This window comes from Falsihalocynthiibacter arcticus (assembly GCF_000812665.2).
Classification (GTDB): domain Bacteria; phylum Pseudomonadota; class Alphaproteobacteria; order Rhodobacterales; family Rhodobacteraceae; genus Falsihalocynthiibacter; species Falsihalocynthiibacter arcticus.
In genome coordinates this window covers 423,888-439,017 of record NZ_CP014327.1, presented here as the reverse complement: position 1 = coordinate 439,017, position 15,130 = coordinate 423,888, and the positions used below count along the sequence as shown (strand labels likewise).

At 54.1% G+C, this 15,130-nt stretch carries 13 protein-coding genes and 2 pseudogenes; 8 read left to right on the top strand and 7 right to left on the bottom strand.

All coding sequences use genetic code 11. The features are described 5' to 3' along the window. Positions 1-101 precede the first annotated feature (101 nt). From cdd to RC74_RS02145, 6 genes and pseudogenes are all read left to right on the top strand, one after another. Complete coding sequence (gene cdd, locus RC74_RS02170; protein ID WP_039002709.1) at positions 102-494, top strand: cytidine deaminase; 393 nt, start codon at positions 102-104, stop codon at positions 492-494. Next, complete coding sequence (locus RC74_RS02165) at positions 495-1,799, top strand: thymidine phosphorylase (RefSeq protein WP_039002708.1); 1,305 nt, start codon at positions 495-497, stop codon at positions 1,797-1,799. Beyond that, a complete protein-coding gene (locus tag RC74_RS02160; RefSeq protein ID WP_039002707.1) occupies positions 1,800-2,993 on the top strand; it encodes a phosphopentomutase in 1,194 nt (397 codons plus the stop codon). Continuing rightward, positions 2,990-3,972, top strand: a pseudogene (locus RC74_RS02155) (adenosine deaminase). The gene RC74_RS02160 and the pseudogene RC74_RS02155 overlap by 4 nt, the downstream one beginning before the upstream one ends. A 1-nt stretch (position 3,973) precedes the next feature. Next, complete coding sequence (gene upp, locus RC74_RS02150) at positions 3,974-4,606, top strand: uracil phosphoribosyltransferase (RefSeq protein ID WP_039002705.1); 633 nt, start codon at positions 3,974-3,976, stop codon at positions 4,604-4,606. A gap of 69 nt (positions 4,607-4,675) precedes the next feature. Then, a complete protein-coding gene (locus tag RC74_RS02145; protein WP_039002704.1) occupies positions 4,676-5,638 on the top strand; it encodes an SPOR domain-containing protein in 963 nt (320 codons plus the stop codon). A 14-nt stretch (positions 5,639-5,652) separates the two neighbouring features. Here the strand turns inward: RC74_RS02145 and RC74_RS02140 are convergent, their stop codons facing one another. Beyond that, the gene (locus RC74_RS02140; RefSeq protein ID WP_039002703.1) at positions 5,653-6,666 is read right to left on the bottom strand and encodes a hypothetical protein; all 1,014 of its coding nucleotides are present in this window, start codon (positions 6,664-6,666) and stop codon (positions 5,653-5,655) included. Positions 6,667-6,852: 186 nt separating this feature from the next. Here RC74_RS02140 and RC74_RS02135 point away from each other — a divergent pair, with 186 nt between their 5' ends. After that, a complete protein-coding gene (locus tag RC74_RS02135; RefSeq protein ID WP_039002702.1) occupies positions 6,853-7,485 on the top strand; it encodes a sulfotransferase family 2 domain-containing protein in 633 nt (210 codons plus the stop codon). Positions 7,486-7,654: 169 nt separating this feature from the next. Further along, a complete protein-coding gene (locus RC74_RS02130) occupies positions 7,655-8,311 on the top strand; it encodes a Hint domain-containing protein (protein ID WP_052274887.1) in 657 nt (218 codons plus the stop codon). Positions 8,312-8,387: 76 nt separating this feature from the next. On the opposite strand, the gene RC74_RS02125 is transcribed toward RC74_RS02130, so the two are convergent. The 6 genes and pseudogenes from RC74_RS02125 to RC74_RS02100 all read right to left on the bottom strand — a co-directional run bounded on the left by RC74_RS02125 (position 8,388) and on the right by RC74_RS02100 (position 15,125). After that, entirely contained in the window at positions 8,388-10,589 is a 2,202-nt protein-coding gene (locus RC74_RS02125; RefSeq protein ID WP_039002701.1) for a 3-hydroxyacyl-CoA dehydrogenase NAD-binding domain-containing protein, read from the bottom strand. A 105-nt stretch (positions 10,590-10,694) separates the two neighbouring features. Then, positions 10,695-11,165: a cupin domain-containing protein gene (locus RC74_RS02120; RefSeq protein WP_039002700.1), complete on the bottom strand. Its 471-nt coding sequence runs from the start codon at positions 11,163-11,165 to the stop codon at positions 10,695-10,697. 38 nt (positions 11,166-11,203) lie between these two features. Continuing rightward, a complete protein-coding gene (locus RC74_RS02115; RefSeq protein WP_039002699.1) occupies positions 11,204-12,415 on the bottom strand; it encodes an acetyl-CoA C-acetyltransferase in 1,212 nt (403 codons plus the stop codon). A gap of 13 nt (positions 12,416-12,428) precedes the next feature. After that, the gene (locus RC74_RS02110; protein WP_039002698.1) at positions 12,429-13,064 is read right to left on the bottom strand and encodes a glutathione S-transferase family protein; all 636 of its coding nucleotides are present in this window, start codon (positions 13,062-13,064) and stop codon (positions 12,429-12,431) included. Between the two features lie 51 nt (positions 13,065-13,115). Next, positions 13,116-13,328 carry a hypothetical protein gene (locus tag RC74_RS02105; RefSeq protein ID WP_039002697.1) on the bottom strand — a complete coding sequence of 71 codons (213 nt, stop codon included), beginning with the start codon at positions 13,326-13,328 and terminating at the stop codon, positions 13,116-13,118. A 19-nt stretch (positions 13,329-13,347) separates the two neighbouring features. Then, positions 13,348-15,125, bottom strand: a pseudogene (locus RC74_RS02100) (acyl-CoA dehydrogenase C-terminal domain-containing protein). Positions 15,126-15,130 lie beyond the last annotated feature (5 nt).

The window sequence follows — 15,130 nt, the reverse complement described above, 5'->3', positions numbered from 1 at the left end:
GTCAATACGCCCCACTTGCAAATAAATTACGAATTACCGTTTCCCTTGCATCCCTTCTGGGGGCGGGGCAATATTGACCAATAGGTAAAATGAGGTTCTAAATGCCCCTTCTTAAAGCAGCAACTGATGTTCAAGCTCGTGCGTACGCGCCTTATTCAAACTTCAAAGTTGGAGCGGCCCTACGAGCGGCATCTGGCGAGATTTTTTCTGGCTGTAACGTCGAAAACGTCGCCTATCCTGAAGGAACCTGCGCCGAAGCAGGCGCGATTGCGGCAATGATTGCGGCAGGCCAAACCGAGATCACCGAGGTTTTGGTGATTGCGGATTCTCCCTTGCCCGTAAGCCCATGCGGTGGGTGCCGCCAGAAGTTGGCGGAATTTGCGCAGCCAGAAACCAAAGTCACCATGACGACGCTTGAGGGAAATTCGCAGACGCTCACGATGGGGCAGCTTTTACCCGGAGCCTTTACGCAAGCGCATATGGAAAATACCTAAGTGGATGCGCGCTCAATCATAGCCTGTTTACGGTCGGGGACTACTCCGAGTGGGGCGGAAATTGAGTGGTTTGCGCAGGGTTTGGCGAGCGGTACCGTTTCGGATGCACAGGCGGGCGCATTTGCCATGGCGGTTTGCTTGAACGGGTTAACGGACGCGGGCCGTGTGGCGCTGACGGAAGCAATGTGCAACAGCGGCGAGCGACTAGAGTGGGCGCTTCCGGGGCCGATTTTAGACAAGCATTCCACGGGCGGAGTTGGCGATTGCGTGTCGCTTTTGCTTGCGCCCGCCCTTGCGGCTTGTGGGGCCTTCGTGCCGATGATTTCGGGGCGAGGCCTTGGTCATACCGGCGGGACGTTGGACAAATTGGAAGCTATTCCCGGCGTTTCGACAGAACTTTCGACAGAAGACTTTCAGCAGATCGTTGGTGATATCGGCTTTGCCATCGCCAGTGCGAGTAGCAACATCGCACCCGCGGATCGCCGCCTTTATGCCATTCGTGATGTGACTTCGACCGTTGATAGTATCGATCTGATCACGGCATCGATTTTGTCCAAGAAATTGGCGGCTGGCCTTGAGGGGCTGGTTTTGGATGTGAAATGGGGTTCAGGAGCGTTCATGCAAACGCCGAATGAAGCGCGTAATTTGGCACAAACCTTGGTGCAAACGGCAAACGGGGCAGGAACGCCCACGACGGCGCTTGTGACCGATATGAACCAACCCTTAGCAACGAGTATGGGCAATGCGCTTGAGATCATTTCCGTGATGGAAGTGCTAACAAACCCTAAAGCGGCCCCCTTGATTGAGTTGACGGAGCAGTTGGGCGGGAGCTTGTTGCATTCCGCGGGGCAGGCGAGTGATAGCATAACTGGCGCGCTTCAAATTAGACAGGCGATCAACGGAGGCCATGCTGCCGAAGGTTTTGGCCGTATGATTGCGCGCATGGGCGGCCCCAAAGATTTCGTCGAATGTTGGCGCGATCGCTTGCCCGCTGCGCGATGTGTGTTGGGGGTAGAGGCGAAAGTGGACGGGTTCGTGCAGGCCATTGATGGTCGGGCCTTGGGTAATATCGTCGTTGCAATGGGAGGAGGGCGGCTTGTTGGCAGCGACAAGATCAACCCCGCCGTTGGCCTTTCGCAAATTGCCAGACTGGGGAGCTTCGTTGAGGCGGGGACGTTGCTCGCGATGGTCCACTGTGAGAACGAGGCGCAAGGGCTGGCCTTTTGCGAGGCCGTGGCGCGCGCTATTACTTTGGGGGCTGACGCGCCAAAACCCTATGAACTTGTATTCGAAAAGGTGACCTAGATGGCACGAGCATTCCTTATTGTACTAGATTCTGTCGGCTGTGGCGGCGCACCGGACGCGGCGGATTTCGGCGACGAGGGGTCGAATACGCTCGCCCATATCGCCGCTGAATGTGCAGCGGGAAATGTCGAGGAAGGGCGCAGCGGCCCGCTTTCTCTCCCAAATTTGGCCTCATTAGGCCTTTGGCATGCCGTTGAAGCGGCGTCTGGGGTGACGTTTGTGGGGAAACCCACAGATGTAACCGGCAAATGGGCTGCGGCGACCGAAGTTTCGATTGGCAAGGACACACCCTCGGGGCATTGGGAGCTTGCAGGGTTGCCTGTTCCTTGGGATTGGCATTATTTCCCCAAAGAGAATTCCTTCGATGATGACCTTTTGTTTGAGGTTTGTAAGGCGGCGGGGACGGGGGGCACTCTTGGAAATTGCCACGCCTCAGGCACCGAAATTATCGAGCGGGAAGGCGCGCGCCATTTGGAAACGGGTTGGCCGATTTGCTATACCTCGGCGGATAGCGTGTTTCAAATCGCCGCCCATGAAGAACGTTTTGGTTTACAAAAACTACTCGACCTTTGCAAAACGCTGGCCCCGATGTTGCATGAAATGAAAGTGGGTCGCGTCATCGCGCGCCCGTTTGTCGGATCAGTCAAAGACGGGTTTACCCGCACGTCCAATCGCAAAGACTTCGCGATTATGCCCCCTGCGCCCGCTCTTTGTGACTGGGTTCACAACGCTGGAAAACACGTTTATGCTATTGGAAAAATTGGCGATATCTTTTCGATGCGGGGGATTGATGAGGTTGTCAAAGGCGACGATCTTACCTTGATGCAGCACCTTCTGGTGCATGCAGAGACTGCCGTTGATGGAAGTCTGACCTTTGCGAATTTCGTCGAGTTCGACAGTCTCTATGGCCACCGTCGGGATGTTTCTGGCTATGCAAGGGCTTTGGAATGGTTCGACGCTCAAATCCCAGATTTCATTGCGCGGTTGCGTTCCGATGATTTGGTGATATTCACCGCGGACCATGGAAATGACCCCACTTGGGGCGGCACTGATCATACCCGCGAACGCGTCCCTGTTTTGATTTGGGGAGCAGGGATGGGCGAAGTCGGACTTTGCCAATTTACGGATGTTGCGGCCACGCTTGCGCATCATCTTGGGGTGCCCTCGGACGGGCCCGGAAGGAACTTAATATGAGCTTTTCTAAGCTGAAAAAAGTTGAATTGCATTTGCACCTTGAGGGTGCCGCGCCACCTGCATTTATCCGCAGCCTTGCAAAAGAAAAGAACATGTCCATCGACGGTGTTTTTGACGAGAATGGCGCCTATTCCTACACGGATTTTTGGGACTTTCTGAAGGTCTATGAGGCGGCAACCGCCTGCCTTAAAACACCCGATGACTATGCGCGTTTAACATCCGCTGTTCTTGAAAATTGCGCCGAGCATGGTGTGGTTTATGCCGAAACATTTTTGGCCCCAGATTTTTGCGGTGGTGGCGATGTTATTGCGTGGCGCGAGTATTTGCATGCGATGCAAGAGGCGGCCGACAAAGCCGAAAAAGACTCCGGAATTATTCTGCGCGGCATCCCCACGGTCGTGCGCCACTTTGGCCCTGATGCGGCCAAGAAATCCGCGAAATGCGCGGTTGAAACGGCGGGCGATTGGATCGTTGGGTTTGGCATGGGCGGGGACGAGAAATTTGGCACGCCGTCTGATTTCGCATATGCGTTTGATATGGCGCGGGAGGCGGGTTTGAAAATCACGTCGCACGCTGGCGAATGGTCCGGCCCCGAGGAAATACGAGCCACGATCCAAGACCTCAAAGCCGTGCGCATTGGCCATGGTGTACGCGCAATCGAAGATGCGGCATTGGTGCGAGAAATCGTTGAGAAGGATATCGTGCTTGAGGTTTGCCCCGGCTCGAACATAGCGCTTGGTGTTTATGCGGATTGGGCGAGTCATCCGATCCAAAAGCTCCGTGATGCTGGCGTAAAGGTTACGGTTTCCACCGATGATCCCCCTTCTTTCACACCACAATGACAGACGAATATGAAATGCTTTCCCGCACATTCGGTTGGGACGACGACACCTTCCGCGCCCTAAATATTGGTGCGGCCGAAGCGGCATTTTGTAACGACGCCACACGCGCCCAAATTCTCAAAAAACTGGAGGCCTAAAATGAGCCAGCACCTAACCGTTGTGAACCATCCCCTTGTGCAACATAAACTGACGTTGATGCGTGAGAAAACGACGTCGACCGCTGTATTTCGCCAGTTGCTGCGGGAAATAAGCCAGTTGCTAGCGTATGAGGTCACCGCTGATTTGCCGATGACCACGCAAACGATTGAAACCCCTATGCAGGAAATGCAGGCCCCGGTTTTGGATGGGAAAAAGCTTGCTTTGATCTCTATTTTACGTGCGGGCAATGGCTTGCTTGATGGTGTTTTGGAATTGATCCCATCGGCGCGCGTTGGTTTTGTTGGGTTGTACCGCGACGAGAAAACACTCCAGCCCGTTCAATACTACTTCAAGGTTCCCACAGAGCTAAATGACCGTCTTGTTATCGCCGTTGACCCCATGCTTGCCACGGGAAATTCATCGGTTGCGGCGATTGATCTACTCAAGGGGGCAGGGGCCGAAAACATTCGTTTCTTGTGTCTTTTGGCAGCCCCAGAAGGGATCGCGCGGATGAAAGAGGCGCATCCTGATGTGCAGATCGTTACTGCATCTGTGGATGAACGCCTTAATGACGCTGGATATATTGTTCCGGGCCTAGGGGATGCGGGTGACAGGATGTTTGGCACAAAATAGGCGAACATTTCCTTTACTAAACTAGTCTTTTGCTGCATCCTCGCACAATATATTGTGTGGGGGCACAAAATGCACCGTTTAAAATATTCTGTCGCCATCGTCTTATCAACCCTGCTTTCTGGGGTTGCTGTTAACGCAGCAACGCTCTCGAGTTCCGATGGACCCGCTGAAATTCCACCCGCAAGTTATACGGCCGCGCAATATGTGGACAGCAACGGGTGTGTCTTTATCAAGGCCGGTGTCGGAGGTTCGATCACATGGGTGCCGCGCGTAACGCAGAGCCGAAAATTGGTCTGTGGGTATAAGCCTTCTCTGCAGAGTCGCGCGATCCAAGACACAATCCAAGTGTCGAACACACCCTCAAAGAGCAGTTCCGCGAAGCCCGGAAAACCGTTGGCAACCAGGTCTCTGATTGCCGCGCCGGCGGTTAGAAATGTTCAGGTAACGCAGGCGCCCAAAGCGGTTAAAAGAGCGCCGCCCACTCCAACAGTTTTGACGCAGGCGCCCGCCGCTTCTCCCGTCCCTCGGCTTCCGGCTGGATATAAACCGGTGTGGGACGATGGGCGTTTGAATCCGAAACGCGGAATTGGAACCGCCCGTGGCGAGGCGGAAATGTTGAAGGTGTGGACCAATACCGTACCGATGAAACTGGTGGCCGAGAATGGCCAAGATGTGGAATTAAAACAGGCGCATTTGCGGTATAAGGCCGCAAACGGGACAGGGCGAACAGCGACAGGTACAAAAACCGTACCCAAGTCCATACGTGTCGCAAAAGCGACGCCAAGTCGTACCTTAGCCGTGAAATCGGGCGGGCGTTTGATTCAGGTTGGCGCGTTTGGCGTGGCAAGCAATGCGCAAGCGACGATCAGCAAGTTCCAGAAAATGGGGCTTCCTGTGGCTGTGCAAAACACGAAACGAAATGGCAGAAGCTTGCAGGTTCTCTATTTGGGGCCATTTGCGAGCAACTCAGACATTAAGGTTGGGTTGAATGCCGCGCATTCCGCTGGGTTCAAAGACGCCTTCGTTAAGTAGGGCCTGTCCAAAACCTAAGATTGGCAAATCTCTTGAAGCGCGACCCATTCGCCATCTGTGATGATTGCGTCTGAGGCCTCTTGTGGAATAGGGTCCGCTTCGATCAAGGGCAATGTCGTTTCCCCAGATATATCAACGGAATAGGCATAGGGCGTCGAGGGCAAATTCGCGGCCTCAAACCTCGCGAGAAGCGGTTCAGGATCGACCGGTGCGAGCGGTTGTGCCAGCAGTTTTTCCGCGTGTCGGGTGAGGGCAGGAATGCTGATCTGGCCCGATGTTAGGAAGCGGAACGTGCCGCGCACGCCGAGATCTTGCAAGAGTTCATAAAGCGGGTCATTGTTTTTTGCGCGCTCGAGTTCGGCCAAAACATAGCCAGATACCGAATTGGGATCCTCAAAATCCTCAACCAATCGACGGTTTAAAATGATATAACCACCTGGCAAATTCACGGATGTTTCGACGCCGGTGCGCACGACCACAAGTTTGTTGCGCTCTGCTCCCAAATGTTGCGCCATTTTGGAGAGCGCATTGCTCGCTTGAGGCTGTGTGCAGGGGTGCCCTGAAACGCGCCGAATTTGTTGGAAAAGGTCATCCCCGATTTTAGTGCGCTGGGCTTGAGGTGTGATGCTGGTTGCGTATTCGACCATTGCGTTTGGAAGCCAGAAAACCATCAACCCCGTGAAAGCGGCGAGGATGCTGGTCGTGAGAACAAGCCGCAAGCGCCCGGGTTGTGGACGCCGCCGATCGATGACTTTAAGCACCCTCTCGATGGCTTCGATGGCAAAGGTCTCATCAAGTTCAAGCGTCTCCCCTCCTTCTACATCTGGACTATAGATTGCGGGGTACTCTCCGGGATTTCGCCGTGATATCGCGGGAAGGGACCAGTGGGTCAAGGCGCGCTCGGCTTTATCTTTTAGAACAAGGGTCGCATTTCCAAAGCTCACAATGACTTCACGCTTGTGGTCTTCGGGCGTTTCGCGCCAAAGACCCGTGGTTTCGAGCCGATCGTATTCTGATAATGCGGTCATGTGGGCTCTGCGCTGCCTCTTGAATGAAAGTAGCCTAACTTAGGGAGGGGGATCAACAAGTTCGCAAACGACAATTCCTTTATTTCAGGGCGGGACATCCCGTAATTTAGGTAGATATACCAGAAACATAAGACGCCGTACACGCGTGAGGCTAGTATCCTTGTAGGGAGTTTTGTAAAACACGATATGATTATTTCGTCTGGGCGCCAGTTTGTCTTTGTTCATATTCCCAAAACGGGGGGAACCGCCCTGAGCCTTGCGCTTGAGGGGCGTGCGATGAAGGATGATATTCTGATTGGGGATACGCCAAAAGCCAAGGCGCGGCACAAACGCCAGCGTACTCAATTCCCCCATATACGGATGAACAAACACGCCAATTATTCGGTGGCTATGAGGCTGGATGAGGATGTTCCAAGCTATTATTGCTTCACGTTGGTGCGAAACCCTTGGGATCGTTTGGTGAGTTACTATCACTGGCTGCGTGTCCAAAGTTTTTCGCATAGGGCGGTTACCTTGGCCCAAACCCTCCCGTTTGCCGCGTTTATCCGAGCGCCCTCGATTATGGCGTCGCTGAAATTAAACAACTATGCGTCCTATATGAGTGGTGCACAGGATGCACATTTCCTGCGGTTGGAGCATTTGGAAACAGACCTGCTGCCCCTTTGGGAACATCTCGGGTTTTCGCTTTCGCCGATTGCGCAGGTGAATACTTCGGAGCGTAAAGCAGACTATCGGAGCTATTATACGGATGCTGATGCGGAGCACGCCCGCCTTCTTCTGGCCGCAGATGTTCAACAGTTTGCCTATTCATTTTCTTAGAGTGGCTCTGAATGTGAGACAATTTCGCTCTTATTCCGCAATTGGGTTCTGTTGGGGAACAGTGCTGCATTTTAGACAACTTCTGGTCGATTTTCGGGCATAGGAATCACCCTACGTTAACCATGTTGGTTCTGCTGGGCTGCCACCCAGTTTCAATGAGGGATACAATATGTTTGGGCTGAAAAAACCTATCCGCCGGGGGGCGCACCGTACTGCAGAAGCATCGGGCTCATATGGTGGAGGCCACTTTAAGCGGCCACGTCGCACAGGAATGATTTCAGGAACGCGCGTCGCGACACAATTTGGATGGCGTGATGTAACCAAAATCGTTCCGGGAGATCGGGTGCTTACATTGGATGGTGGTTTGCAGGTTGTGAAAGCCGTTCGCCATGAGCAGGTGGCGCAAATTCCAGGGGACAGCTTATTGAAAGTACCCTCATTGGCACTTGGGAACCGCGAAACCGTCTACCTTTTGGCAACACAGGACGTGATGATCGAGAGCGACGCTGCCGAAGACCTGTTTGGCGATCCTTTTGCATTGATCCCAGCTTTGGCCCTAGAAGGTTTGCGCGGAATTCAACGTGTGGCAGCAACAGAAGAATTGCGCGTCGTAGCGATTGAATTTGCCCAAGACCAAGTGGTTTTCGCAAACATCGGTGCTTTGTTTTTATGTCCACGCAGCGAGCAGGCCAATATGGTTGAAGTCGCGGAATTGGACCTTCTGACGTATGATGCGCTTCCAATGTCCGAAGCGCGCCTATTGGCCGAGGCCTATGCGATGGAGAATATCGTAGAACCCTCAATTCAAGAGTACGTCGCCGCTTAATTGGCGGTAAAGGTTCAAGAAAATACGGCGCACTGTTGGGAGGCAGCGCGCCGTATTTTCAATTTAGCGGAGCGGATTAGGCGGCTTTTTCAGTGGCAAAACGGGTGTAAAACACTTCTCCATTCCGCGCCATCTCGCGCAGCAGATCAGGCGTTTCAAAACGTGGTCCGAATTTCTCGGTGAGCGCATCACAAAGCTCAACCGCACGACCAGCCCCAAGGATATCAAGCCAGCTAAACGGCCCACCCGACCAAGGCGCAAAGCCCCAGCCCAAAATCGCGCCAACATCGCCCTCGCGGATATCCATCAAAACGCCTTCGTCGAGCGCCCGTACGGCCTCAAGCACTTGAGCAAAGAGGAGACGGTGCTGTACTTCGGTGAGGTCCGGTTGTTCGTCCGCAACAGGATACCGCGCGGCCAAACCATCCCAAAGGCCTTGGCGTTTGCCTTTGTCGTCATAAGCATAGAAACCAGCGTTGGCTTTGCGACCCAAACGGCCTTCGTCAGCCATCCAGAACAGCACCGGATCAACGGCTTCGTTTGGATAGGCGTCGCCCATCGCGGCCTTAGTGGCTTTGGCAATTTTAACACCCAAATCGATCGATGTTTCGTCAGTTAATTGGAGCGGGCCAAGCGGCATGCCAACCAGTTTCGCGGCGTTTTCGATCAGCGCAGGTTCAACACCTTCGGCGACCATGCGAATGCCCTCGTTGATGAAGGGAATGATGCAACGGTTCGCATAAAAGAAACGCGCGTCGTTCACAACGATGGGTGTCTTGCGGATTTGGCGGCAGTAGTCCAAAGCTTTGGCTACAGCGCGGTCGCCCGTTGCTGCACCTTTGATAATCTCAACCAACATCATTTTTTCAACGGGACTAAAGAAGTGGATCCCGATGTATTGATCCGCATGTTTGCTGGCTTTGGCGAGCTCGGTGATCGGCAAAGTCGAGGTGTTGGTGGCAAAAATGCAGTCCGCACCGATCACGGCTTCGACCTTGGCGGTCACTTCGGCCTTGATTGCGACGTCTTCAAATACCGCCTCGATGATTAAGTCGCAATCGGCGAGCAGTGCATAGTCTGTTGTCGTCGTAATATGGCTTAGGAGGGCTTCCTTGCTTTCAGCGGTCGCTTTCTTACGGGCGATGCCTTTGTCCATATAACTCGCGCAATAGGCTTTACCCTTGTCCGCGGCTTCTTGGTTCTGGTCCAGCAAAACAACGTCGATGCCCGCTTTTGCAGAGACCAGAGAAATGCCAGCGCCCATCATGCCTGCGCCGAGGATGCCGACCTTTTTGACGCGTTGGTCGGGGATACCTGCGGGACGGACTGCGCCCTTGTCGAGAGATTCTTTGTTGATGAAAAGGCTGCGGATCATTGCCGTGGAGCTTGGGTTCATCAAGACATTGGTAAACCAGCGCGCTTCGATTTTGAGGGCCGTATCGAAGGGTACTAATGCGCCCTCATAGACAGCAGAGAGCAGAGCTTTTGCGGCGGGGTAGACGCCTTTGGTTTTGCTATGGACCATGGCGGAAGCGCCAACAAACGTCATGAAGCCCGCAGGATGGTATGGCGCACCGCCGGGCATTTTATAGCCTTTGGCGTCCCAAGGTTTGAGGATGTCCGCATCTGTCGCGCTCAACACCCAAGCCTTGGCGGCAGGAAGGAGTTCTTCCGCTGGGACGACTTCGTCGATAAGACCGGCCATCTTGGCCTTTTTAGGATCAGAGAGCTTACCCTCAAGCAGGAAGGGGCTTGCCGCCATCGCGCCGAGTTTGCGCACCAGCCGGGTTGTTCCGCCAGCACCCGGGAAAATGCCGACCATGATTTCGGGAAGGCCAATTTTGGCTTTTGGATTGTCGGCGGCGAAAATACGGTGACAGGCAAGGGGCAGCTCAAGGCCGATCCCAACTGCGGTGCCGGGGAGGGCCGCTGCGATAGGCTTGCCGCCCTTGTTGGTTTTGGGGTCCATGCCCGCGCGCTCAATTTTACGTAAAACGCCATGCATAGCCATAGTGCCTTCGAACAGGCCTTTGGCGGGGTTGTCGCCCGCGTCTTCTTTCATCTTTGCAATGACGTTGAGGTCCATGCCGCCCGCGAAATCTGCCTTGCCCGAGGTGATGACGATGCCCTTAACGGCGTCATCGGCAAGGGCGGCGTCAACCGCGGCTTCAAGTTCTGCAAAGCCCTCGAGGCTCATGACGTTCATTGATTTTTCGGGAACGTCCCATGTGATAACCGCTACGCCGTCCGCGTCGATTTGAGTTGTGAAATCAGTCATTTACTCTCTCCTTTTGGACCGGAGTCCCGTCGCTTGTGAGATGTCGACGCTTTGAGGTCGTGTTTCTCGAAAATAAGGGTGTGAGTGGGAAAGGCTGCTTTCCCACTAGATATCGTCCGGCAAAGGGGTGCCATCGTGACGAGTGAAAACCGGATTTCCTTCGCCCAGAACCACTTTCATGTCTATGTCGGAATAGGTTGCCACCTCATGTGGGGCTCGGGTGCCGATGACAAGGAAGCGTGCTTCTTCGTCGCTTTGGTTGATGAAGCAATGACCATCTGCAACCCCCGCTGGGAACGCGGCGCATTCGCCGACGGTCATTTCTTCTTCGCCCGCGTCCATGTGCAACATGACGCGCCCTTGGGTGACCATAACAAACTCGTCTTCATTGAGGTGCCAGTGACGCAGGGAAGATTTCGCACCCGGAGCAAGAATGATAATATTCGCGCCGAATTGTGTCAGGCCTCCTGCATCACCGGCCCGAAGGGACGTCCGCCCGTCCATTTGGCCAGCAAGGTTTCCCGGATAGATAGATCCGCTTCGAGCTTGGAGTTTGTCCAAATCAATTTTTGCCATGTCGCGTTCCTCCTTGCTGCTGGGGTCCTAGGCGGGTTTTAAACCCGCTCGATGATTGTGGCGGCACCCATGCCAGACGCAATGCAAAGGGTAGCAAGGCCAACCTCTTTGTCCTGACGCTCAAGTTCATCGAGCAATGTGCCGATAATCATCGCACCCGTCGCGCCGAGGGGATGCCCCATCGCAATCGAGCCACCACCCGCGTTTACAATCGTTGGATCAACTTCAAACCGCTGCATAAAGCGCAGAACCACGGCTGCGAAGGCTTCATTAACTTCAAACAAATCAATGTCGGAAATATCCATGCCGTGGTCTTTGAGGATTTTTTCGGTCACGGGCACAGGGCCGGTCAACATGATGGTTGGGTCGGTGCCAATTTTCGCAGTCGCACGGATACGAGCGCGTGGTTTGAGGCCATATTTCTCGCCAAACTCTTTGTTGCCAATCAGGACAGCAGCGGAGCCATCCACAATCCCCGAGGAGTTCCCAGCGTGGTGGATGTGGTTAATTTTCTCAAGGTGCGGGTATTTCATCATGGCGACGTTATCAAAGCCGGGCATGACTTCGCCCATCGCTTGGAAGCTGGCATTCAACGCGCCGAGGGCTTGCATATCGGTTCCGGGGCGCATGTATTCGTCGTGGTCTAAAATCGTTAGACCGTTTTGGTCTTTGATTGTGATGATGGATTTTGCGAAACGATTTTCCGCCCAAGACTGTGCCGCGCGACGTTGGCTTTCAACGGCCAATGCGTCGGCTTGGTCGCGGGTAAAGCCATATTCGGTGGCGATAATATCGGCAGAAATGCCCTGTGGGACAAAGTAGGTTTTCATGGCAACGGTTGGGTCAACGGCGATGGCTGCGCCGTCGCTTCCCATGGGCACGCGGCCCATCATTTCAACGCCGCCAGCGACATAGGCCATGCCTGCGCCGCCCTTGATTTGGTTCGCCGCGAGGTTCACGGCCTCCATGCCGGATGCACAGAAACGGTTGATCGCAAGGCCGGGTACTTGTTGGTCAAAGTCGCTGGCCAAAACGGCGGTCCGTGCCAAACAACCGCCTTGCTCGCCAACTTGGGTCACGTTGCCCCAAATCACGTCTTCGATGGATTTGGTGTCGAGGTTGTTGCGCTCTTTGACGGCATTTAGGATTTGCGCCGAGAGGTTCACGGAGGTCAATTCGTGCAACGCGCCGTCTTTGCGGCCTTTGCCACGTGGGCTGCGCACGGCATCATAAATATAGGCTTCGGTCATAACGGATTCCTTCTTAAGCGCGATCGGCAGGGGAGCCGGGCATCAGATCATAGGGTGTTTTATAGCCGGGTAGGGCTTCGATGCGCGACAGCCATGCATCGATATGGGGCCAGTCTGCGCGTTCAAAGCCAAAGGGCTCTGGGTAAAAGAGATAGCCGCAGCATGAAAGATCGGCGTTGGTAATGCTGTCTCCAACAAGCCAGTCGTTGTCCGCGAGGGCATCATTGAGGATTTTGTATGTGTTGAGAAGGCGGCCTTGGTTAAAGGCGATCACTTCTGCGGGACGTTTGTCTTCAGGAAGGAAGTTGATTAAAAAGCGCGTCATTCCCGCGACACCGGACAATTTGTTATTGTCCCAAAGAACCCAGCGCAAAATCTCGCGGCGCTCAGCGGAATCGCGACCACCGAATTTTCCAGTTCTCTCGCTGATGTAATCTTGGATGGCGCCCGATTGTGACAAGTGCAAATCGCCATCGATAAGGCAGGGCACTTCGCCCATATTATTTATCGCACGATAGACATCTGAACGCGCCCCGCCGTTGAAAAAGTCGACGTAAACGGGCTCCCATTCAAGGCCCGAAAGTTCCAAAGCGAGGGCCGCCTTATAGGCATTTCCGCTTTCCCCAAAGCAATAGAGTTGGATGGTCATTCTTGCGTTCCTCCGGTCGAAATAAGTTTGTTCTCTGGTGCTTCAAAGGCGCTATTTTTTACGAGCTTCGAGTTCCGAATTGAAAAGGCGCAACTTGACGGTGAGGTTCTCCTCATGGATCACCGAGTTGAAATTTTCAAAAAGGAAGCTCAATGCCTCGCCTTCGTCTAAACCCGCTTCTGCTGAAAATTTGCGAAGGCGGCGATAGCCATCCTCGGTCATTGCGACAGGAAAACGGCGAGTCAGACGAAAACGTTTGGGCATGATAAGCTCCTTTGGGGCCTTAAAACTGCCCCGCATCTAGGGCCATAACCGTGTCCGCGCCAGTTTGAATGCGGGCAAGGTGAAGGTTTGTTGCGGGCAGTTGTCGGGCCATGTAATAGCGGCCAGTTGCGATTTTCGTAGTGTAGAAGTCTTTGTCTGAAGCGCCACCCTCGATTGCATCATGAGCGGCTTTTGCCATGCGGGCCCACATGAGGCCAAGGCAGGTGTGGCCAAACAAATGCATGAAGTCATAGGACCCGCGAGCGCATTGTTCGGGTCTTTCATGCCGTTTTGCATGAAGTACATTCCAGCAGTTTGGAGGTCTTTGCTGGCCTGTTTGAGCTGTGGCAAGAAATCATCCTTGAGAGCAGGGTGATCGGCGTTTTCCTTGATGAAGTTTTTGATGATCTCAAAGAAGGCCAGCACGTGTTTGCCGCCATCCGTTCCGAGCTTGCGACCAACGAGGTCAAGCGCCTGAACACCATTGGCACCTTCATAAATCATCGCAATACGGGCATCGCGGGCAAATTGGGACATGCCCCATTCTTCGATATAGCCGTGTCCGCCATAGACTTGCTGGGCGTTGATCGCCATCTCAAAGCCCTTGTCCGTCAGGAAGCCCTTGATGACAGGGGTGAGCAATCCAACTAGGCCTTCGGCGTCTTTGTTGCCAAGCTTGTGCCCTTCGTCAATCATTGACGCGCCCCACATAACGAACGCACGGGCTGCCTCAACGAAGCTTTTCTGATCCATCAAATTGCGACGGATATCTGGATGTACAATCAAGGGATCAGCAGGGCCATTGGGGTTTTGCGCCCCCGTCACGGCGCGCCCTTGCAGGCGGTCGTTGGCATAGATGACTGCATTTTGATAGGCGGCTTCGGCTTGGGCATAGCCTTGAAGGCCGACGCCCAGTCGCGCTTCGTTCATCATGGTGAACATGGCGCGCATACCTTTGTGCATATCCCCAAGCAGGAACCCACGCGCGGAATCATAGTTCATCACACAGGTCGAATTGCCGTGGATGCCCATTTTCTCTTCAATGCTTCCAACAGATACGCCATTTCGTTCGCCAAGCGAGCCGTCTTCGTTGACGTTGAACTTGGGCACAATAAAGAGCGACACCCCTTTGACGCCTTCAGGACCACCGGGAATTTTGGCAAGCACAAGGTGAATGACATTTTCGGACATGTCATGGTCGCCAGCCGAAATGAAGATTTTCTGGCCGGTGATCGCGTAGGAGCCGTCGTCTTGTGGCTCGGCTTTTGTGCGCATCAAACCAAGGTCGGTGCCACAGTGAGGCTCGGTCAGGTTCATCGTGCCGGTCCACTCACAGGACACCATTTTCGGCAAAAACGTCTGTTTTTGCGCGTCGGTGCCGTGGACGTGGATCGCGGAATAGGCCCCGTGCGTGAGGCCCTGATACATGTTGAACGCCATATTGGCGGAAACGAAAATCTCGCCAACGGAAGTAGCCAAAACGTAAGGCATGCCTTGGCCGCCGTATTCGGGATCGCAATCCAGCGCGGTCCAGCCGCCGTCCTTCATCTGCTCAAACGCTTCTTTGAACCCCTTTGGCGTGTAGACGACGCCATTTTCCAAACGACAGCCTTCGCGGTCGCCGGTGAAGTTGAGCGGCGCAAGCACGTTGGACGCGATCTTCCCCGCTTCCTCAATGACCGCCAAAGTGAAGTCAGGCTCAAGTTCATCATAGCCAGGAACGGTGCTTTCGGACACTTTGAGCACTTCATGCAAAACGAATTGCAGATCTTGGGTTGGGGCTACATAGCTGGGCATATCGG

Excerpts from the sequence above, each read along its gene's own strand:
- cdd (WP_039002709.1), top strand. The coding sequence starts at position 102 with ATGCCCCTTCTTAAAGCAGCAACTGATGTTCAAGCTCGTGCGTACGCG.
- RC74_RS02160 (WP_039002707.1), top strand. The coding sequence starts at position 1,800 with ATGGCACGAGCATTCCTTATTGTACTAGATTCTGTCGGCTGTGGCGGC.
- upp (WP_039002705.1), top strand. The coding sequence starts at position 3,974 with ATGAGCCAGCACCTAACCGTTGTGAACCATCCCCTTGTGCAACATAAA.
- RC74_RS02145 (WP_039002704.1), top strand. The coding sequence starts at position 4,676 with ATGCACCGTTTAAAATATTCTGTCGCCATCGTCTTATCAACCCTGCTT.
- RC74_RS02140 (WP_039002703.1), bottom strand. The coding sequence starts at position 6,666 with ATGACCGCATTATCAGAATACGATCGGCTCGAAACCACGGGTCTTTGG.
- RC74_RS02135 (WP_039002702.1), top strand. The coding sequence starts at position 6,853 with ATGATTATTTCGTCTGGGCGCCAGTTTGTCTTTGTTCATATTCCCAAA.
- RC74_RS02130 (WP_052274887.1), top strand. The coding sequence starts at position 7,655 with ATGTTTGGGCTGAAAAAACCTATCCGCCGGGGGGCGCACCGTACTGCA.
- RC74_RS02125 (WP_039002701.1), bottom strand. The coding sequence starts at position 10,589 with ATGACTGATTTCACAACTCAAATCGACGCGGACGGCGTAGCGGTTATC.
- RC74_RS02120 (WP_039002700.1), bottom strand. The coding sequence starts at position 11,165 with ATGGCAAAAATTGATTTGGACAAACTCCAAGCTCGAAGCGGATCTATC.
- RC74_RS02115 (WP_039002699.1), bottom strand. The coding sequence starts at position 12,415 with ATGACCGAAGCCTATATTTATGATGCCGTGCGCAGCCCACGTGGCAAA.
- RC74_RS02110 (WP_039002698.1), bottom strand. The coding sequence starts at position 13,064 with ATGACCATCCAACTCTATTGCTTTGGGGAAAGCGGAAATGCCTATAAG.
- RC74_RS02105 (WP_039002697.1), bottom strand. The coding sequence starts at position 13,328 with ATGCCCAAACGTTTTCGTCTGACTCGCCGTTTTCCTGTCGCAATGACC.